This window comes from Alteromonas confluentis, from assembly GCF_001757105.1.
GTDB classification, from domain to species: Bacteria; Pseudomonadota; Gammaproteobacteria; order Enterobacterales; family Alteromonadaceae; genus Alteromonas; species Alteromonas confluentis.
In genome coordinates, this window is the sequence record NZ_MDHN01000010.1 from 220378 (window position 1) to 241046 (window position 20669).

The 20669-nt window shown below is 47.6% G+C and carries 15 protein-coding genes; 7 read left to right on the forward strand and 8 right to left on the reverse strand.

Translation table 11 applies throughout. The annotated features are described in order from the left end of the window. Positions 1 to 6: 6 nt before the first annotated feature. Both glgB and malQ read right to left on the reverse strand, forming a co-directional pair. Complete coding sequence (glgB, locus tag BFC18_RS05540) at positions 7 to 2175, reverse strand: 1,4-alpha-glucan branching protein GlgB (protein WP_070124229.1); 2169 nt, start codon at positions 2173 to 2175, stop codon at positions 7 to 9. A 51-nt stretch (positions 2176 to 2226) separates the two neighbouring features. After that, complete coding sequence (gene malQ / locus BFC18_RS05545) at positions 2227 to 4434, reverse strand: 4-alpha-glucanotransferase (RefSeq protein WP_070124231.1); 2208 nt, start codon at positions 4432 to 4434, stop codon at positions 2227 to 2229. Positions 4435 to 4677: 243 nt separating this feature from the next. Between malQ and gap the strand changes: the two genes are divergently transcribed. From gap to BFC18_RS05565, 4 genes are all read left to right on the forward strand, one after another. After that, positions 4678 to 5673 carry a type I glyceraldehyde-3-phosphate dehydrogenase gene (gene gap / locus BFC18_RS05550; RefSeq protein ID WP_070124233.1) on the forward strand — a complete coding sequence of 332 codons (996 nt, stop codon included), beginning with the start codon at positions 4678 to 4680 and terminating at the stop codon, positions 5671 to 5673. Between the two features lie 125 nt (positions 5674 to 5798). Further along, positions 5799 to 6650 carry a D-hexose-6-phosphate mutarotase gene (locus tag BFC18_RS05555; protein WP_070124235.1) on the forward strand — a complete coding sequence of 284 codons (852 nt, stop codon included), beginning with the start codon at positions 5799 to 5801 and terminating at the stop codon, positions 6648 to 6650. Positions 6651 to 6775: 125 nt separating this feature from the next. Then, positions 6776 to 8041 (forward strand): DUF3500 domain-containing protein, encoded by a 1266-nt coding sequence (locus BFC18_RS05560; protein ID WP_070124237.1) that lies wholly within the window; start codon positions 6776 to 6778, stop codon positions 8039 to 8041. Continuing rightward, positions 8025 to 9281 carry a HupE/UreJ family protein gene (locus BFC18_RS05565; protein ID WP_070124239.1) on the forward strand — a complete coding sequence of 419 codons (1257 nt, stop codon included), beginning with the start codon at positions 8025 to 8027 and terminating at the stop codon, positions 9279 to 9281. Before BFC18_RS05560 ends, BFC18_RS05565 begins: the two co-directional genes overlap by 17 nt. A 62-nt stretch (positions 9282 to 9343) precedes the next feature. Here the strand turns inward: BFC18_RS05565 and BFC18_RS05570 are convergent, their stop codons facing one another. Genes BFC18_RS05570 through zwf form a run of 5 tightly spaced genes read right to left on the reverse strand, consistent with a single transcriptional unit; the run spans position 9344 to position 14973 of the window. After that, on the reverse strand, positions 9344 to 9988 hold the full coding sequence (locus BFC18_RS05570; protein WP_070124241.1) for a bifunctional 4-hydroxy-2-oxoglutarate aldolase/2-dehydro-3-deoxy-phosphogluconate aldolase: 645 nt from the start codon (positions 9986 to 9988) through the stop codon (positions 9344 to 9346). A 2-nt stretch (positions 9989 to 9990) separates the two neighbouring features. Continuing rightward, positions 9991 to 10944, reverse strand: a complete 954-nt coding sequence (locus BFC18_RS05575; protein ID WP_070124244.1) for a glucokinase — start codon at positions 10942 to 10944, stop codon at positions 9991 to 9993. Continuing rightward, a complete protein-coding gene (gene edd, locus BFC18_RS05580; RefSeq protein ID WP_070124246.1) occupies positions 10941 to 12770 on the reverse strand; it encodes a phosphogluconate dehydratase in 1830 nt (609 codons plus the stop codon). Before edd ends, BFC18_RS05575 begins: the two co-directional genes overlap by 4 nt. Before the next feature lie 10 nt (positions 12771 to 12780). Further along, positions 12781 to 13473 (reverse strand): 6-phosphogluconolactonase, encoded by a 693-nt coding sequence (gene pgl, locus BFC18_RS05585; RefSeq protein ID WP_070124248.1) that lies wholly within the window; start codon positions 13471 to 13473, stop codon positions 12781 to 12783. A 3-nt stretch (positions 13474 to 13476) separates the two neighbouring features. Further along, a complete protein-coding gene (gene zwf / locus BFC18_RS05590; RefSeq protein WP_070124249.1) occupies positions 13477 to 14973 on the reverse strand; it encodes a glucose-6-phosphate dehydrogenase in 1497 nt (498 codons plus the stop codon). 282 nt (positions 14974 to 15255) lie between these two features. Here zwf and BFC18_RS05595 point away from each other — a divergent pair, with 282 nt between their 5' ends. Both BFC18_RS05595 and pyk read left to right on the forward strand, forming a co-directional pair. Further along, positions 15256 to 16107: a MurR/RpiR family transcriptional regulator gene (locus BFC18_RS05595; protein WP_070124250.1), complete on the forward strand. Its 852-nt coding sequence runs from the start codon at positions 15256 to 15258 to the stop codon at positions 16105 to 16107. A gap of 284 nt (positions 16108 to 16391) precedes the next feature. After that, positions 16392 to 17828 (forward strand): pyruvate kinase, encoded by a 1437-nt coding sequence (gene pyk / locus BFC18_RS05600; protein ID WP_070124252.1) that lies wholly within the window; start codon positions 16392 to 16394, stop codon positions 17826 to 17828. A gap of 80 nt (positions 17829 to 17908) precedes the next feature. Here pyk and BFC18_RS05605 read toward each other — a convergent pair whose 3' ends face one another. Further along, positions 17909 to 18460 (reverse strand): NAD(P)H nitroreductase, encoded by a 552-nt coding sequence (locus BFC18_RS05605; RefSeq protein ID WP_070124253.1) that lies wholly within the window; start codon positions 18458 to 18460, stop codon positions 17909 to 17911. Between the two features lie 349 nt (positions 18461 to 18809). On the opposite strand from BFC18_RS05605, the gene sppA reads away from it, so the two are divergent. Then, a complete protein-coding gene (gene sppA, locus BFC18_RS05610; RefSeq protein WP_070124254.1) occupies positions 18810 to 20669 on the forward strand; it encodes a signal peptide peptidase SppA in 1860 nt (619 codons plus the stop codon).

Consider the following 20669-nt stretch of genomic DNA (forward strand, 5'->3'; position numbering starts at 1 on the left):
GTTCTCCTAATCAAATAGCCAATACAGTGTCGCGAGTGGCGGGAGGTTAACTTCAATTGAATAGGGTTGGTCGTTCCACGGCACCGCTTGCGCTGTTACTTTTTCCGCCACCGGGAAGTCGCTTCCCCAAAACGCACTACTGTCTGAATTGAGAATAAGTTGGTATTCACCCGCATCCTGCACGCCCACTCGAAAAGCTTCACGGGGTGAAGGGGTGAAATTATTCACCACATACACCTTCTGCGAGCTCGACTTTGCTTTTCTAACGAAAGACAGCATGCTCAGTTCGGCATAATTATGGTCGATCCAGGCAAAGCCCTCATGACTGTGATCGAGTTCATGCAGAGCGGGATACTCACGATAAAGCTGATTAAGTTTACGGTACAGCGACTGAATACCGCTGTGTTTTTCAAACTCGAGTAACCACCAATCCAATTGGCTGTCGTGATTCCATTCCCGGGGTTGGGCAATTTCGTTGCCCATAAAGTTCAGCTTTTTACCCGGGTGTCCAAACATAAAGCTTGCATAACACCGTTGGTTGGCCGCCTGTTGCCACTCATCACCAGGCATCTTACCAATCAAACTGCCTTTGCCGTGAACAACCTCGTCGTGAGAAATCGGCAGCACAAAGTTTTCATCGAAGGCATACACCATCGAGAAGGTAATTTCGCCATGGTGGTATCGACGATAAGCCGGATCCTTGCTGATATAGTGTAGTGAATCATGCATCCAGCCCATGTTCCATTTGAAGCCGAAACCCAGGCCGCCACTTGAGACCGGTCTGGACACGCCCGGGAACGAGGTAGACTCTTCAGCAATGGTCATGATACCAGGATGCGCCTTGTACACTTCCTCGTTCATCCAACGCAGCAGACTAATGGCTTCGTAGTTTTCGTTGCCACCGTGAATGTTCGGGATCCACTCCCCTTCATTGCGCGAGTAATCGAGATAAAGCATAGACGCCACCGCATCAACCCGTAAACCGTCGATATGGAATTTGTCAGCCCAAAACAGCGCATTCGCCACCAAAAACTGGCGTACGGTGTCTTTGCCAAAATCGTAAATGCAGGAATTCCAGTCTGGATGCCAGCCTTTACGCGGGTCGTCGTACTCATAAACGTGGCTACCATCGAAACGGGCCAGGCCATGGGCATCTTCAGGAAAGTGCGCAGGCACCCAGTCGACAATGACACCAATGCCAGCCTGATGGCATTTATCGACAAAAAATTTGAAATCGTCAGGGGAGCCGAAGCGGCTGGTTGGTGCATACAGTCCAACGGGCTGATAGCCCCATGAACCGTCAAAAGGAAATTCAGAAACAGGCAGTAGTTCCAGGTGCGTGTAACCCATGTCCAGCACATAGGGAATGAGCGTTTCAGCCAGTTCGCGATAGCTCAGATAGCGTTCACCACTGTCCTCTGCTGGTCGCTTCCATGAGCCCAGGTGCACTTCGTACACACTCATCGGCGAATGATACTTATCGTTCTGACGCGCCTGCATCCAGGCATCATCCTGCCAATCATAGTTATCGTGATTAAACACCCGGGACGCGTGTGAAGGATATTGCTCGGCAGAATATCCTAGTGGATCCGCCTTGTGTGGTAACGGGTTGCCCCAACCATCTTTGAGCTCATATTTGTAACGTTCGCCCTCGCCTACGCCTGGAATAAACAACACCCAGTAACCGATGTCTGTTTTTTGCATAGGATGACAACGACCATCCCAGCGATTGAAATCGCCGATGACGGAAACGGCAGTCGCATTAGGGGCATATACGGCAAAGCGGGTACCGGCCACTTCATCGATGACTTTTAACTGGGCGCCCGCCTGTTTGTAGAGGTTTGCCGGTTCATGATCGATAAAATGAACAGCGTGATACGCTTCATCGGTGAACTGATAAGGGTCGGCGACAATATGCTCCTCGCCTGAACGACTGATCACCAGTTCATAGCGCTGCCCTGCTTTAAGACCCTCGATGGGAGCTGAAAATAAATCGGAATCGCCCTGCCGGGTGAGTGTGCCGAGCAGTTTAGTTGATTTGATTCTGCGCACGGCAACTTTATCAGCATCGGGGATAAAAGCGGTGATAATAAGACCGTTGCCGGTCTTTTGTGGACCCAGTACGGAAAAAGGTGAATTACATCGAGCCTGTGCCAGTTGCTGCTCTACTACCATTACTTACTCCTTTAAAATCTGCCGGTAAATGCCGGCAGATCCCGGACCGCTTTACTTATCTGTACTGGCCTGTTTTCTGACTTCTGTCAGTTGACGGGCAAGATGAGTAATGTCCTGATTATTAAAAATACTTTCCAGCGTCTGCGAGAGTTTTCTGCGCCAGTTAGGGTATTCATTAAACGTACCGGGTACATTAACAGGCTTATCCATTTCCAACCAGTCTTCTAACTGCAAACTCAGTAATGCACTTGAACCACTTGCCATATGCAATTGCATACCACGATTCAATTCGGTGTTCATACCGGTATAGTTCACATCGCGACTGACATTTTCGCTTATGGAATGATGACCATGGAGGGTATCCAGTATCGCTTGTTTATTTTCGTGTCTGTCGGTGTACAACTGAGACAATATTTCATCAGTAGGATACAGCCCCAACTCTTTGCCCATTTCTAAATCGAGACAATGCCAAAAACCCGTGAGTGTCGGCATATCGTGAGTGGTCAATGTTGACATCGATTGCACCGGGTAATGGGAAGGCGAAAAGAAGCCGCCGTCTTCAGCCTGTTCAAAGAAAAATACGCGGTATGAATGTACCCCATTATCGGCCAATTTTTCTCGAATTTCTTCAGGTACGGTACCCAGGTCTTCGCCGATCACTAAGCTTTGATTACGGTGGCTTTCCAGCGCCAGAATGGCCAGCAAATCGTCTACCGGATAATACACATAACCGCCATCTTTCGCGTGATCGCCTTTCACAACCCACCATAAGCGCAATAGTGCCATCACGTGGTCTATACGCAATGCCCCTGAACCTGCCATGTTAGAGGCAAATAAATCAATAAATGGCTGGTACTTTTGCTCGTATAATTTGTGGGGGTCCATTGGCGGCAAGCCCCAATTCTGACCCAATGGACCAAGAATGTCTGGTGGCGCGCCCACAGAAGCCCCCACACAATAGAGATCTTTATTACCCCAGATTTCCGCACTTCCCTCGCTAACACCAACAGCAAGGTCCCGGTACAAGCCCACTGACATACCCGAGGCTACGGCCACATCACTGGCGGCTTGAAGCTGAATCGCAGCTTGCCATTGCAAGAACAAGAAGAAAGTGACACGTTTTTTGTTTTTCTTTTTAAACGCGGCCACTTCTGGTTTGTGGTATTCCTTAAACTCATCCGGGAACACAGGCCAGCCCCAAGACGGTTTACCTTCTTCTGCCAATTTTTCTTGTAGCGTGTCGTACACCGCCAGCATATCTAGGCTTTCGCCACCCGCTTCAACAAAGGCTTTAAATTCACGATTCTGCTTCGTGTTGGTCTTTAAATGCTTTTCATAGTAAATATCGAAAACGGCACTGAGTGCAGGCAGTTTTAAACCGGCTACGGCAGCGTAGTCAATAAAATCAGTGCCCCTGGCTGCTGCCAGTTGCTGCTGAAAATCATCCGTGTTTACCACCGCCTGGACATGCTCATCATCGAAATACGGCAATGCAGTTACATCCAGGTATAAGTAGTTTAACCAACGGCGAGAAGACGGTCCGTAAGGGCTGCAAGCATCAGGGTTTGCCGGGTACAACGCGTGAATGGGGTTCAAGCCGATAAATTCAGCACCTGATTCCGCGGCCTTAGCGGTGAGGTTTGCCAGATCGGTAAAATCGCCCATGCCCCAGTTATTTTCACTACGCACGCAGTAAAGTTGCACACTAAGGCCCCAGATCTTTTTGCCCTTTTCAATGGCTTCAGGAATAAAGCATTTGTTCGGCGCCATGATAATTCGCATGGAACACAGAGGCTCGTCATCCCCTTCCACCAAGAGGACAAGGTCGTGATAACCAAGAGGCACATCAAACGGTAACGCAATAATGTATTCGTGAAACTCAACGTCATCTAATTCAGCCACGTGCGCCAGTGTTTCGTCAACCGGCACAAAACTGTGGACGAATGTCTGCCCATCTTCTGTATTGAGGTTTACAGTATAAGTGTCGGTTACCAATTCTATGGGTAACCGAATTGAGAAAGATAAGGTTTCAGATTGGCGTAGTACCTGAACAGGATTAAGCGGTGTTTGCCAGATCTTTCTGGCCTCTGCTTTAAGCTGTTCTTCAATTGCGAGTTCGTTACTGGTGTCGTAACCCAGTACGTTCAATAATTTGGCCTGACTTGACGCTGAAATAGCGGCCGGCTTTCCCCACGCATCGGTATAGTGGGTTTCTATGCCTCGCATCTCAACCAGTCGTTGTAAAACGGGATTTGTCATTCGTGTCCTTTCCTGTTTTTCTAGCGTTGAGGTTTGTACGGCAAATGCCGGACATTCGTGTCAACGCACATTTTTTTGCATTATCAAATAAAGACTGTGTTCGAAGAAACTGAATACGTTTGCATAGTTCATAGTTGTAATTTTGCAACAAAATAGCGCATTTTGCTTTGCCAATTATGCCATTTTGATCCATACTTTACGTAATTTATTTACACTTGTACCAACTTACAACAGAGGTATGACATGACTATACGCATCGGTATCAATGGCTTTGGACGCATTGGTCGCTTGGTAATGCGCGCTGCACAGCAGCGTGACGACATCGAGGTTGTTGCTATCAACGACCTGCTCGACTTAGACTATATCGCTTACATGCTGAAGTATGATTCTACCCATGGCATTTTTAATGGTGAAATAAAGGTAGACGATAATCAGTTAATCGTAAATGGTAAAACAATTCGTGTTACATCAGAAAGAAACCCGGCTGACTTGGCTTGGAATGATGTCAATGTTGACGTTGTTGTTGAATCAACTGGTCTGTTCCTGACCAAAGAAACGGCTTCTGCTCACTTGGTAGCGGGTGCGAAGAAAGTCGTGATGTCTGCGCCTTCTAAAGATGACACGCCAATGTTTGTTATGGGTGTTAACCATAAAGAATATGCTGGTCAGGAAATCGTTTCTAACGCGTCTTGTACTACTAACTGTCTGGCACCCGTTGCTAAAGTTCTTAACGATAACTTCGGTATCGTTGACGGCTTGATGACAACGGTACACGCAACCACAGCAACCCAGAAAACCGTAGATGGCCCGTCTCACAAAGACTGGCGTGGCGGACGTGGCGCTGGCCAAAATATCATTCCTTCATCTACCGGTGCAGCAAAAGCTGTAGGCAAGGTAATCCCTGAGCTGAACGGTAAATTAACTGGTATGGCATTCCGCGTACCTACGCCTGACGTATCCGTTGTTGACCTGACTGTTAACCTGGCAAAACCTGCGACTTACGAAGAAATCTGCGCTGTAATGAAAGCGGCGTCTGAAGGTGAGCTGAAAGGTATTTTAGGTTACACAGAAGATGCAGTGGTATCGAATGACTTCCTCGGTGATGCACGTACCTCTGTATTCGATGCAGATGCAGGTATCGCACTGACCGACACTTTCGTGAAAGTTGTATCTTGGTATGACAACGAATGGGGTTACTCAAACAAAGTTCTGGATTTGGTTCAGCACATTTCCAAGTAATACTTTCCCGTTAGACGGGTAAAACAATGAAATAAAAAGCAAAAAAGGTGCGATTAACTATCGCACCTTTTTCTTTTACCATGCACAATGCAAGTTGGAATTAATTATTGGCAAGGAGACAAAGCGTGAGTATTTGTGACTCAATTTCTGTCGAAGAATCATCGGGTATCACCTTTTTACAGGTAGACAACGCTTTTGCTACCAGTCGAATTAGTCTATTTGGTGCCCACGTACTGTCGTTCGTGCCGAAGTCAGACAACGTTGACCGTCTCTGGCTTAGTCCGCATGCCTTTTTAAATGGCGAACGCCCTATTCGTGGTGGCATCCCAATTTGCTGGCCTTGGTTCGCAGACAACCATGGCCGCGAAAAAGGTGAGCTGCCAGCTCACGGCTTTTTACGCACCCAAACCTGGCAAATTCAGTCGTCTGAAGACACCGAAGCAGGCACCCGCATTGTGCTTACGCCTAACTTCAGTCGTGGTGAAGGTTTCGAATACGATTGTCAGGTGAGCTATGAAATTCTTGTGGGTGAACAATTATCGGTAACGCTAAAAACGGAAAACACCGGCATCGTTCCGTTTACCTTTAACGCGGCACTGCATAGTTACTTTGCAGTGGAAAGTATTGGTAAAACGGAAATTACCGGTATTGAAGGTGAATATAAAGACAAGCTCGAAGATTGGGCCATCAAGCCAACCCCGAGCCCCTATGTATTCTCTGGTGAAACCGATCGTATTCATCAACATGCCGCGCCCGATGTCACCATAGACGTCGAAAATACTGCGCTGACACGCGTCACTTCCATGGGGCACGATTCCATCGTGGTGTGGAACCCGTGGCAGGGAGCGGCATCGATTGCAGACATGGATGCCTTTGGATATCGTCACATGCTGTGCATAGAAACTTCGGTAACGAACGGCGTGACCATCGAACCGGATCATGCCCACAGCATCACGCAGATTGTAACGCCTTTATAAAAACACAATTTACGCTAGCTAAGTAAAGACCCCGTAAAGCTGGGTAAAGTAGCGTTAAGAGAGTATCGTTTTCTTACATTCCCGATGAATAATGACGCAGATTATTTTTTCATCGGGAGAATTTTGTGATCAAACCAATTTCACTTGCCACACTTTTGCTGGCCTCACTTATGGCCTTACAGGGCTGCGGTGGAGACAGCAGCGACAACACCACAACTACCCCAACCACTGAAACCGCCACAGACGACTCTGCATCGGCAGATACCGGTGATGATACCACTGATGAATCAGAGACTGGCGACGACACTGACGATGACACCACAGGCGAGGATGGTACAGAGGACGACACGGCAGATGACAGCTCAGATAGCTCCACAGTCACAGCGTCTTCGTGTGATGAAGACAGTACTTCACAAATTGACGCACTTATCTGTGCCACCGAAATGTTTATCGACACCCTTTCAGAAAGCGAACAGGCCAGCGTGCTTTACGACTGGGATAACTCCAATACTGAAAGAACGATTTGGTCGAATCTGCCCACTGGCAATGTTCAACGCAACGGCATGCGTATTGGCGAACTCAGTGACGCTGCCTATTCTGCGTTAATTGATGTAGCTCAAATTCTCTTGAACGATGAAGGTTACGAGGATTTTCAAGGCGTGCTCGCAGCCGATGATTATCTTCAGGAACAAGGTGGCGGCAGTACTTACAGCTCAGCCAATTACTACATCGCCATCTTTGGCACGCCAGCACGTGACGAAAGCTGGATGATTCAGCTTGGCGGACACCACCTGGCTTACAACGTGACTTTTGTCGATGGCGTTGGTTATCCAGTACCTAACCATCTTGCGACAGAGCCGAAAGCCGCATTTGAACTTAACAGCACCACGTATGCGCCAATTGTTGAGGAAGGTGATGCCATGGTGGCTATGTTTGACGCATTAAGTAGCGCAGAACTCAGCGAAGCCTATCTCTCAGGTGAATCCTACTCGGATGTTTTAGTTGGCCCCGATAACGGTAGCGGTAACTATCCCACAGACTACCCTACCGGTGATGATCGCGGTGGTATTCTGGTGTCCTCACTCACTGAAGCACAACAAGCTCTGGTTATCGCCGCGATGGCGCAATGGGTTGACGATTATCAAGCTGAAATTTCCGACCCGCTGATGGCCGACTACACGACTGACGAAGCGTTAGCTGATACGTATATTGCTTGGGCTGGCTCACAGTCGGCTGGCGTTGATGTGGATACCAATGGCACTTATCTTCGTATAGACGGGCCTAGAGTTTGGATTGAACTCGCGTGCCAGGGCGGCGTGGTGATACGCGGTGAGACGCACTACCATACTATCTACCGCGATAAGGAAATGGATTATGGCAATACGCTGTAATGTATTTCGATTACTGATAGTGCTGGCTGGGCTTTTCGCCCAGCCCACTTTTGCACATCCTGCTTCAACCACTTCGATAGTTGTTTCTCAGCAAGATGATGCACTTCACTTCAATGTTTTACTGCCGATTGAACAATTACAGATGGCCATGCCTGACTGGCCGGTGCTTGTGCGCAATGATGAGGCGCAGCTTAACACGTTAATCATTCCTTACCTTCACCAGCACCTAACCGTTTCTTTGGCGGATATACCCATTTCGATTAACATTGAGCCATTGGGTACAGAGCGATGTGAGTACGAAGACTGCCTCAGGCTCGAGGCTGTTGCTCGCCTACCTGCAAACGCTTCATTGTCTGCGTTGACTGTTGCTTACGACGGCATTACTCATCGTGTGAGAAACCACCGAACTCTGCTGATCACCGATTTGCCGGTAGAGAATACCAATCGAATGGTGTCTGGGGCTTACGTACTTTCATGGTCTCACAAAACGGTCTCACTTTTAGTCACGCCGACTCATTTCCAATTACTCACACGCTTTTTTCAGTTGGGACTTCACCATATCCTTGAAGGTTTGGATCATCTGGCTTTTCTGCTGTGCTTGATATGGTCTGTCATTACTGCCAACCTACAGACGATCAAAACTAACAGCCACAGAAGCAAGCACCAGGTTGTGACCCAATCTATAGTATTAATTTCTTTATTTACCGTCGGGCATACCCTGTCTCTGGCACTGTCAGCCCTGAATATGCTCGCCCTGCCCGCTTGGGTGACAGAAGTTGGTGTGGCGGCCTCAGTACTGATTGCCGCCGTCACGCTTGCAATTCGTCCGCAGTCTCAAAATCGACTGATTGTATTGCTGTTTGGGCTAATTCACGGCATGGCTTTTTCTGAAGTGCTTCATGCATTGCCTGTTGATACCTCAACCCGGTTTTTCGCGGTAGCAGGATTCAATGTCGGTGTGGAAGTATTCCAGATATTACTTGCTGCAGTAACGTTACCCGCGCTGCTTGCATTGACGAATTGGCAATATTTTAATTCATGTAGGATGGTGTTCGCCGGACTTGTCGCCGTTGCGGCGTGTATCTGGCTAATTGAGCGATTGAGCGGTACATCCGCTGCCAGCTGGATTGTTTGCGTAATTATGGTACTTACCGGGTTAATTTTGCTTACAAAACTACGGTACAGAGACCATCGCACAGAAACCCGAACCACTCGCGCCTCACTGAAATATAAAAACTGACGCACAAAAAAACCGGATGCCTTTACAGGAACATCCGGTTTTTTGCTATAGGCTATAAACGCTTAGCGTTTTGCACCTTCACAAGCTTCTTTGGCCAACTGGGTAATTGCATCCCAGTTTCCACTTTCAATCGCATCATCCGGAGCAACCCATGATCCGCCTACGCAAGCTACGTTAGAAAGTGACAGATAGTCGTTGTAGTTTGCAGGACCAATTCCGCCAGTTGGGCAGAAAGTCACATCAGGGAAAGGACCGCCAATAGACTTCAGCGCTTTCACACCACCCGATGCTTCTGCAGGGAAGAATTTCAGGTGGTCATAGCCAGCATCTTTCGCCGTCATCAGATCTGAAATTGAAGAGATGCCAGGAATTAACGGGATATCGTAACCTTTACCGGCTTCCAGCAAGGCTTCAGTCAGACCAGGGCTAATAGCGAACTTAGCACCCGCTTCTACAACCTGCTTTAACTGCTGAGCATTCGTTACGGTACCTGCACCGATGATAGCTTCTGGTACTTCATCTGCAATTTTGCGGATAACTTCAAGGGCAACCGGCGTGCGAAGTGTGACTTCAAGCACTTTGATGCCACCTGCAATCAGCGCTTTTGCCAGCGGTACAGCACTGTCCAGATCCTTGATTACCAGTACCGGGACCACGGGACCAGCAGCAAAAATTTCCGCAGGTGTGTAGTTGGTGTTTGTTGTCATAGTTAGCTCGCAGTATGTTGTTTTAAATAAGCTGATGCACCTAACAATCCGTGATCAGGCTCAGCAATTAAATAAGTTGGAATATCTTTGACGTAGAGCTTCATTTGTCCTTTGGCTTCAAAACGTGCGCGGAAATCGCTGTCTTGTAAGAATTCAGCAAAACGATTTGCGATACCACCACCAATGAATACACCACCCGTTGTCGCCATGTTCAGCGCCAGGTTGCCGGCAAAGCTGCCCATGATGCGGCAGAATTGCGTTAATGCACGTACGCAGGTGTGACACTCGCCGCTCAATGCTTTTTGCGTGACTTCGGCAGGTTCATTAGCTGCAAGTGGCTCGTTAGCGTTTTCAGCCAGCGCCTTATAAACGTTCATCAGACCTCGACCCGACATCACTTCTTCAGCAGAAGCGCGGGCAAATTGATTCTGCAGATAACGCCAAACAATAACGTCTGTTTCGTCTACTGGCGCGAAGTCCACATGGCCACCTTCACCGTCGAGGGTTTGCCAACCTGAAATTGTCATCGTGAGGTGCTCAACACCTAATCCTGTACCAGGACCGAAAACAGCGATATTGCCATTTTCCTTTGGCGTACCTTCACCAATTTGCACAACCTGATCTTTACCAAGCACTGGCAATGAGTGAGCGACAGCCGTGAAATCGTTAATCACAAAAAGTTGTTCCAGATCTAACTGCTGCTTCAGTGCTTTTTGTGAAAATGCCCAGCTGTGATTTGTCATCACAACCTGGTCACCAAGTACAGGACAGGCGATAGCAATGCAGCCTGCGGTAAAGGTGAAATCAGGTAAATCTTTAAAGTATTGTTCAATCGCCAGATCTATACTGCCGAAATCCTTACACTGGTATTTGATAATGTTATCAACACCAGTTTCAGTAACGCGGGCCAGACGAATATTCGTCCCGCCCACATCAGCGACAAACTTCTCCGTCATAACGCCTGCTCCTGAGTTACAAATAATGAACACGCGCCTTCTTCTGCACCAGTCAGAATGTTTCTGAAACCAGCGAAGAGCTCGCGGCCCATGCCTTCCTGATGGTGTGCCAGATTGGCTGCTTTGGGCGCACGTGCTGCCAGCGTTGCTTCATCAACACATAATGTCAGCTCGCCAGTTTCTGTGTTCAATTCGATAATGTCGCCATTTTCAACTTTCGCCAGCAATCCACCTTTGTAGGCTTCTGGGGTAACGTGAATGGCCGCAGGTACTTTACCCGATGCACCAGACATACGGCCGTCAGTCACCAGGGCAACATTGAAACCACGGTCTTGTAGCACGCCAAGTGGTGGCGTAAGGCGGTGCAACTCAGGCATACCAATTGCTGATGGGCCCTGGAAGCGCACAACGATGATGGCATCTTTATCTAGTTCACCAGACTTAAACGCGCCATCCAATTCGAATTGATCTTCGAAAACAACAGCGGGCGCCTTGATTTTGCAAACCGGTGAACGCAAAGCAGAGGTTTTAATAACACCACGACCCAGGTTACCGCGTAATACGCACACGCCGCCGTCAGGCTTGAATGGCGTTTCAACGGTTGCGATAACTTCTTTATCCAACGATTCAGTCGGGCCATCACGCCATTCCAACTCGCCATCAATGAGCATCGGTTCTTTGGTATACAGATCCAGGCCTTCACCACAAATCGTTTTCACATCGTTGTGAATTAAACCGGCATCTAATAACTGACGGAACAACAGTGCCATACCACCGGCAGCGGTAAAGTGGTTGATGTCCGCAGAACCATTTGGATAAATGCGCGTAAGCAGCGGTGTAGCATCAGACAGTTCTGAGAAGTCATCCCAGTTAATGATGATGCCAGCAGCTCGTGCAATGGCCACTAAGTGCATGGTGTGGTTAGTTGAACCACCGGTTGCTAATAAGGCAACGATTCCGTTCACAATCGCTTTTTCATCAACGATATGACCAATAGGCGTGTAGTTTTCACCTAAATCGGTAAGACGCGTTGCCTGAACCGCTGCGGCTTTCGTTAACGCATCACGCAGAGGCGTACCTGGATTAACAAAAGATGAACCCGGTAAATGCAGGCCCATAGTCTCCACAACCAACTGGTTAGAGTTCGCTGTACCATAGAACGTACACGTACCAGCAGAATGATAAGACTGAGACTCCGCTTCCAGCAGCTTGTCGCGACCAATCAATCCTTGCGCATATTCCTGACGAACACGAGCTTTTTCTTTATTGGGTAGACCAGACGGCATAGGACCGGCAGGAATGAATACTGTTGGCAGGTGACCAAAGGCTAAAGAGCCCATTAATAATCCAGGGACGATTTTGTCACAGATACCGAGCATCAACGCGCCATCAAACATGTTATGCGAAAGGCCAACTGCGGTTGCCTGCGCGATAACATCACGGCTCATCAAGCTTAAATCCATACCTGGGTTACCTTGAGTAACGCCATCACACATTGCTGGTACACCACCGGCAAACTGTGCCACGCTACCTACTTCACGAACCGCATTTTTGATAATTTCAGGATAGGTTTCGTAAGGCTGGTGCGCTGACAACATGTCGTTGTAAGCTGAAATAATACCGAGGTTGGCTTTAGTCATGGAACGTAAGTCAGACTTATCTTCCTTACCACAGGCTGCAAAACCGTGCGCCAGGTTACCGCAAGATAATTCACCACGTAACGGCCCAGTGCGACGCGCTCTTTCGATTTTATCCAGATAAGCTTTACGGCTGGCTTTACTGCGTTCGATGATTCGCTGTGTTACTTCAGCAATCTGAGATTTCATTTTTCTACTCCTAAGGTGCCCACATTAAGGTGACATCAGCACGATTAACCACAGCAGTCACCGGTTTTTCCAGTTCGGTGCTGTTGGCCAGCGCATCTTCAAGAACCTGCTTTTTCTTCTCACCGGTTAAGTGAATAAAGATATTGCGGCTGTTAAGAATAGCCGGCAGTGTGAGTGAAATACGCTGATGTGGTGCGGTGGTAGGTTGCGTGGCAATACAAATCTTGCCGCTGGCAAGATTAAGGCCGTCTTCAATTTGTGCAGAGCATGGGAACAAAGAGGCAGTATGACCGTCTTCTCCCATACCAAGGATCAGTGCGTCGAAGGGTAAACTGAAGCTCGACAGGCGATTTTCAGCTTCAGCAATCCCATCGTTGGCGTCAGCATCGTCGGTTTTCAACGTCACAAAGTGTGCCGCTGCCGCTTTATTCTGAATCAAATTCTCGCGAACCAATTTGGTGTTGCTTGCTTCGTCGTTTTCACCAACCCAGCGTTCATCAGCCAGTGTGATATCGACTTTGTCCCATTCAAGGTCGGTCTGACTCAATTGCTTAAACAGTGCCAGTGGTGTTCTACCACCACTGACCACCAGACTAGCACGGCCACGTTGGGCAATGCCGTCTTTCAGCAATTCAATCAGTGTGTCGGCAAATGCGCTAGTAAGCGCATCTGCATTATCGAAAGCATTGATTGTTAAAGCCATGATTTACTTCTTCTTGCGTGAAATTTTACTTTCGTACCAGCTACGGTTAGCGCGTGCGAGCAAACCGATAGAATCAACTGGTCCCCATGTGCCGGCCTGATAAGGCTCTGGCGGCTCATTGGTGTGCTTCCAGGCTTCAAGAATTGAATCTACCCAGTTCCAAGCTTGTTCAATTTCGTCGCGACGAACAAACAGCGCCTGGTTGCCTAGCATCACTTCCAATAACAGTTTTTCGTAGGCATCTGGAATACGCTCTTCCGAGAAAGCTTCAGAGAAACTCAAGTCGAGCTTAGACTTCTGCAGATCCATAGAACCTGAACTGGTTAATCCAGGCACTTTGTTCATCACGGTGATTTCAACACCTTCGTCTGGCTGCAAACGAATAACCAGTTTATTAGGCGGCAGATTCTGGAAGCTATCGCCAAACAGGTTGTGCGGCTGGCGCTTGAAGTAAATAACAACCTCAGACACTTTGGTCGGTAGGCGTTTACCGGTGCGTAAATAGAAAGGCACACCCGCCCAACGCCAGTTGTCGATGTCGGCTTTAATGGCGACAAAGGTTTCGGTACGGCTACGGGTGTTAGCACCCTCTTCTTCCAGGTAGCCTGGTACTTCTTCACCTTTTACGAAGCCAGATGTGTACTGACCACGAACGGTAGACTCGTTAATGTTCGACAGGTTAATCGGACGCAGTGCTTTAAGTACTTTCAGCTTTTCATCACGAATACTGTCAGCGTTAAGATTAGCAGGCGGCTCCATGGCTATTAAGCTCAGTACCTGTAACAGGTGGTTCTGAACCATGTCACGCATTTGACCGGCATCGTCAAAATAACCCCAACGACCTTCAATGCCCACAGATTCGGCCACGGTAATTTGGACGTGGTCGATTGAGTTGTGGTCCCAGTTTGTTGCAAAGATAGAGTTCGCAAAACGCAAGGCTATCAGGTTAAGTACCGTTTCTTTACCCAAATAATGGTCGATACGGTAAATTTGAGATTCTTTGAAATATTCAGAAACCTGGTCGTTGATGATCTTGGAGGATTCCAAATCGTGACCAATGGGTTTTTCCAGTACGACGCGCACTGAACTATCGATGATATTACAGCTGTGCAAGCCACGGCAGATGTCACCGTAAATTGCTGGCGGAGTGGCGAGGTAACACACCATCGTGCGCTTAGCATCTACCACAGAATCGAACACTTGATAGCTTTCTGTGTTCTTCATATCAACGCAAGCATATTGCAAGCGTTCTTCCATTCTGGCCCAAGTTTCTTCGCAGAAATCTTTATCGCCAAACTTTTCAATGTTCTTACGGACTTCTATTTTGTAGTCCTCAGTGCTCACATCCTGACGCGCTACACCAATAATCTTGGTTTCAGGATGAAGCAGCTCAGCTTTTTCTAGCTGATATAAGGACGGCAACAGTTTCCGTCGTGAGAGATCCCCTAGGGTGCCGAAAAGCACAAAATCACAGGGTTCAAAGGAATTATCCATTACCATATTTGTCGACCTTCTTAATGATAATCCAGATAACAGTTCAATACTGTCAGGCAACACAGATTAACTGTTCTGTTAGTTGTTAGCACATAGTTAACACCAAATGTAGTAAAATTACAACTTGCATTGTTTATATGGTGTTAAAGAGGTATTTCTTCACTGAATACCCATCATTCTGACAGTCCGGTTGTCAAAAAATTACATTTTTCTTGTCACCCGAGTCACAATGGGTAGTATAGAAAGCTCAGATGACATTAACTTTACCTTACTTTCTGCTATATCCGTATGAATATTCTTGAGAAAATAACGCAAAACAAAGCCGCTTTCAGTAAGTCGGAACGCAAAGTTGCCGAAATTATTCTGGCAAACCCACAAACAGCGATTCACTCGAGTATAGCAACACTCGCCAAAATGTCGGATGTCAGTGAGCCTACCGTCAACCGGTTCTGTCGTCGTCTCGACACCAAAGGCTTCCCTGACTTTAAATTGCATTTGGCCCAAAGCCTTGCAAACGGGACACCCTACGTGAACCGACACGTTGATGAAAGCGATGGTCCGGGCGAATACACCAATAAAATTTTTGAATCAACCATGGCCTCGTTAGAGGTTGCGCGTCAGTCAATCGACGTGAACACCGTTAACCGCGTGGTAGATTTGCTCACTCAGGCGCAGAAGATTTCATTCTTCGGATTAGGGGCGTCGGCGTCAGTGGCCCACGATGCGCTCAATAAGTTTTTCCGCTTCAATGTACCGGTTGTTTATTTTGAAGATATTCTGATGCAGCGCATGAGCTGCATGAACTGCTCGGACGGTGATGTGGTTGTACTCATTTCACATACCGGCCGCACGAAAAGCCTGGTTGAAATTGCACAAATAGCGCGTAGTAACGATGCCACCGTTGTTGGTATAACGTCTGCTGACAGCCCGCTTTCGAAAGAATGTACTTATGTGCTTTCTCTTGAAGTACCTGAAGACACCGACATGTACATGCCAATGGCGAGCCGTATTGCGCAGCTAACGCTTATTGATGTACTGGCAACGGGTTTTACGTTACGTCGCGGTAATAAGTTCAGAGAAAATCTTAAGCGTGTCAAGGATACGTTACGAGGCTCGCGGTTCGACAAACGCGATCTCTAGTTAGGAAAATCGACTCACCTCTGCTAAAGCCGCCATCTATGGCGGTTTTTTATTTAATATTCCCTGCCCCTTAACAAGAAGCTAAAATTTAACCACTGGTAAGGCCAGTAGCTAAAAAAATTCTTGGGATTCACATTTTTGTCAGATTGCACTACTATTCTGTAATAAAATTACGTAAACGCATTACAGCAACAAAAATCGAACATTTTTGTGACAACACTGTCAATGCTTTTAGTACTTAATAAAGCCTATCTGTTAACGACAAATACAAGCGACGACTAACTATGACCAGAAGAACAAAGATACTTGCCACGCTAGGACCTGCAACAGACACCATTGAGCGCATTGAAGCCATTATTGCGGCAGGTGCGAATACTGTACGCATGAATTTCTCACACGGTCAGGCTGAAGATCACATCGAGCGCGCCCGCAAAGTTCGCCAGGCCGCAAAAAACCTGAACAAATATGTTGCTATCCTTGGGGATCTGCAAGGCCCTAAAATCCGGGTTGCCCGTTTCAAAGAAGGCGCGATTAACCTGGATGTTGGTGCACCTTTTGTCCTCGATGCGGAATTAGGTAAAGAGGAAGGCGACATCAATGCAGTAGGTATCGATTATAAAGCCCTGCCCGATGACGTTAACGCTGGCGATATTCTGTTACTCGATGACGGTCGTATTCAACTACAAGTTACAGAAGTGGTTGGCCGTAAAGTGCACACCAAAGTAACGGTTGGCGGCAAATTATCAAATAACAAAGGGATTAACCGTCAAGGTGGCGGGTTGTCTGCTGAAGCACTTACCGCTAAAGACAAAGAAGACATTAAAACGGCAGCCGCTATCGGCGTAGATTATTTAGCAGTGTCTTTCCCCCGTTCTGGTGCTGATCTTGATTATGCCCGTAAACTTGCTCGTGAAGCAGGCTGTGATGCCATGATTTGCGCCAAAGTTGAACGCGCGGAAGCGGTAGCCACTGACGAAGCCATCGATGACATCATCGCCGCCTCAGACGCGGTTATGGTTGCCCGTGGTGATTTGGGTGTCGAAATCGGCGATGCAGAATTGGTGGGTGTGCAGAAAAAACTAATTTCACGTTCGCGCCAGTTAAACAAAGTGGTAATCACTGCTACGCAGATGATGGAATCCATGATCAACAGCCCAATGCCTACCCGTGCAGAAGTCATGGACGTAGCAAACGCTGTGCTTGATGGCACAGACGCTGTGATGTTGTCTGCAGAAACTGCAGCGGGTAATTTCCCGGTAGAAACCGTTCAGGCCATGGCGCGGGTTTGTGAAGGTGCAGAAACGCATCCAAGTATTCGTCTGTCTAAACATCGTATGGACGATACCTTTTCAACGGTAAGCGAGACCATTGCATTGTCTGCCGTGTATGCAGCAAACCACTTACCTAGCATCAAAGCGATTGTGGCGTTAACGGAAAGTGGCAACACGCCGAAGTTGATGTCGCGTATTACCACATCACTGCCAATCATCGCTCTGTCTCGTCACGAAGGGACACTGAATGCGATGGCACTGTATCGCGGTGTACGCCCAGTGTATTTCAACTCACACGCCAGTGAGCCAGGTCAGCTGAAAAACGACACCATTGCTGCATTGAAAGAAATCGGCCTGGTGAAAGAAGGCGATAGCTTGATTATGACTTACGGTGACGAAATGGAAAAAATCGGTGCCACCAACGCGCTGAAAATCGTTCAAGTCGACTAATAGCCAACACTAACCATGTATAAAGAAGCCAGCTTTGATGCTGGCTTTTTTATGCTGTATCCGTTGAGGGAAAGCGCTTGTTAGCGCCAGAATGTAAAATGCGCGTCGCTATTGGGTGCGGGCTTATCTGGAATTTCAAACGCCGGCGTACCTAAGTACAAAAAGCCAACAATTTCATCGTCGCTGGATAACTCCAGCGCGGCTTTCACCAACTCGCAGTGCGCATAAGCGCCAGTTCGCCATATACCATTGAAGCCCTGTGCAACGGCCGCCAATTGCATCGCCATTACCGCGCAGGAAGCTGAGGCGATTTGCTCAACCCGTGGTACCTTCTCATGTTCTTTGTATTGTGCAATCGCCACGATAACCATGGGCGCACGAAGCGGCAACTGTGGCGCGCGTTCAATTTCCTTCTCAGATTTGTCATTTTCAATCGCAGACTGTTCGAAAATGCTGCCCAGTTTATTCAGTCCGAGTTCTTCACAAACAATAAAACGCCAAGGCGCTAAAGAGGCATGATCCGGCGCGCGCATCGCCGCCTGCATAATGTTTTTTAGCGCATCACCTTGCGGGGCTGGCGCTTTAAGTCTGGGTTGGGAACGCCGATTGAGTAAAAGTTCCAATGCATCCAAAACACGCACTCCTGTTTTTGATTTCACCTGTAGCATGAAAATGAATTTGCCAGATAAGGCTTATTTACAGGGCTAAAATAACACCTCTCAATTTACCAGGCCAGGTATATGAGAGGAACGCTCAACCTGGTGTTTTTAAATTGAACAACCACCGTGCTGTTAAGCTTAGCTAACCCGCCGTTTACCAACTAAAGCAAGATCCAACATCGCTGAAATGGTTTAATCAGTACTGGTCTTAAGTCGGCTATACAGTCTAAATTCCGGGTATTACAATTCATTACAATTTAAGTTAGCTATCTATCGTGGTTTGGTTACCATGAAACAAACATCTTCTGAGGTATAAAGATATATGGCAGCAAAAGGAAGCTGGACGAAATCACTATTTGTCGGTCTGTGGACCGTTTTGAATTTCGCAAGGAAACTGGTTTTCAACCTTTTCTTTCTGGTTATCGTCATCGCAGTAATCATCGCCGTTAGCAGTGGCGAAAAACCTGTCCAGGTTAAACCCGACAGCGCACTCTTACTTTCACTCAATGGCAATCTTGTTATTGAAAAAGAGCAAGTGGAGCCCTTCGCGCAATTTATGCAGGAAGCATTTGGCGAAGAACCTGAAAATCCGGAAGTACTGGTTCGCGACGTGGTGAAGGTGCTTGAAAACGCCAAGCAGGACAACCGAATAAAAGCGCTGGTATTGGATTTATCAGGATTACGCGGTGGTGGCTTAGATAAACTGCGTACGGTAGCGGCAGCTATCGATGATTTTAAAGCCGAAAAACCCGTGTACGCCATTGGCGATTACTTTGGTCAAGATCAATACTACCTGGCTGCCCATGCCGACCACATTTACCTGAACCCGATGGGTGGGGTAATGTTTGAAGGCTATGGTCGTTTCAACTTGTATTTTGAGAAGCTTCTCGAAAAACTTAAAGTGACGACCCACATCTTCCGTGTCGGTACTTACAAGTCTGCCGTTGAACCCTTCATTCGTAACGACATGTCTGATGCTGCGAAAGAAGCGAACCGTGTTTGGCTCGATACCTACTGGCAGCAATACAAAAGCGATGTGGCAGCGGCCCGTGGTGTAGACATCAATAATTTCGATGAAAGTCTGGACGCCCTACTCGCTAAATTTGAAGCTGCAGATTCTGACTTCGCAAAATATGCGCTTGAAAACGGCTGGGTTGATGCCCTCAAAACACGCTCTCAAGTGCGTCAGGAATTGGTAGACCTGGTTGGTACAAACGATGATGAATTGGGTGTTAATTTCACCCCTTATCGTACTTATCTATCTGCCGTAAGTCGCCCGCTACCTAAAATTGAGAACAACAATGATAAAGTGGCTATTGTTGTCGCCAAAGGTGAAATTCTCGACGGCACGCAACCGGCTGGTACCATTGGCGGTGAAAGTACAGCTGCCCTGCTTCGTCAGGCGCGCATAGACGACACCGTTAAAGCTGTGGTCATGCAGGTTGATTCTCCCGGAGGCAGTTCTTTTGCTTCTGAAATTATTCGTCAGGAAGTGCTCGAGCTTCAAGCTGCGGGTAAACCTGTGGTTGTATCAATGAGCACCTACGCCGCTTCAGGTGGTTATTGGATTTCTGCTCCTGCTGATAAAATCTTTGCATCACCTAGCACCATCACAGGTTCTATTGGGGTATTTGGCATGTTCATGACCTTTGAAGATTCGCTAGATTACCTTGGTGTCAATGTGGATGGTGTGGCATCGACCGATATTGCGGGTATGTCAGCCATGCGCGAGCTAGATCCTCGCTTCGGCCAAATCTTACAGCGTAACGTGGAAAGCGCTTATAACCAGTTCATTACCATGGTAGGTGAGAATCGAGATATGACACCGGAAGCGGTAGATAAAATAGCTCAAGGACGTGTTTGGATTGGTAGCCAGGCTTTAGAGCTCGGCCTGGTGGACGAATTGGGCGACCTGGATGACGCCATCGCTTCTGCCGCAGAAATGGCTGAATTAGATAACTACGAAACCTTCTACGTGCAGCGAATTCTGTCACCACAAGAAATGTTCTGGAAAGAGTTTTTCGGTCAAGCTCTGGTATGGGGTGCTAAAATGCAATTTGCTGATAGCGATAGCCAGCTATTGAAAATGGTTAAAAACCTGATGACAGAAGTGAACGCTGTGACTAGCCTTAACGATCCAAAGGGTGTTTATATCCTTTGCCTTGAGTGTAAGGTTCAGTAA

Coding starts and splice junctions, on each gene's coding strand:
- glgB (WP_070124229.1), bottom strand. CDS start 2,175: ATGGTAGTAGAGCAGCAACTGGCACAGGCTCGATGTAATTCACCTTTT.
- BFC18_RS05570 (WP_070124241.1), bottom strand. CDS start 9,988: ATGACAACAAACACCAACTACACACCTGCGGAAATTTTTGCTGCTGGT.
- gap (WP_070124233.1), top strand. CDS start 4,678: ATGACTATACGCATCGGTATCAATGGCTTTGGACGCATTGGTCGCTTG.
- malQ (WP_070124231.1), bottom strand. CDS start 4,434: ATGACAAATCCCGTTTTACAACGACTGGTTGAGATGCGAGGCATAGAA.
- sppA (WP_070124254.1), top strand. CDS start 18,810: ATGGCAGCAAAAGGAAGCTGGACGAAATCACTATTTGTCGGTCTGTGG.
- zwf (WP_070124249.1), bottom strand. CDS start 14,973: ATGGTAATGGATAATTCCTTTGAACCCTGTGATTTTGTGCTTTTCGGC.
- BFC18_RS05575 (WP_070124244.1), bottom strand. CDS start 10,944: ATGACGGAGAAGTTTGTCGCTGATGTGGGCGGGACGAATATTCGTCTG.
- edd (WP_070124246.1), bottom strand. CDS start 12,770: ATGAAATCTCAGATTGCTGAAGTAACACAGCGAATCATCGAACGCAGT.
- pgl (WP_070124248.1), bottom strand. CDS start 13,473: ATGGCTTTAACAATCAATGCTTTCGATAATGCAGATGCGCTTACTAGC.
- BFC18_RS05595 (WP_070124250.1), top strand. CDS start 15,256: ATGAATATTCTTGAGAAAATAACGCAAAACAAAGCCGCTTTCAGTAAG.
- BFC18_RS05565 (WP_070124239.1), top strand. CDS start 8,025: ATGGCAATACGCTGTAATGTATTTCGATTACTGATAGTGCTGGCTGGG.
- pyk (WP_070124252.1), top strand. CDS start 16,392: ATGACCAGAAGAACAAAGATACTTGCCACGCTAGGACCTGCAACAGAC.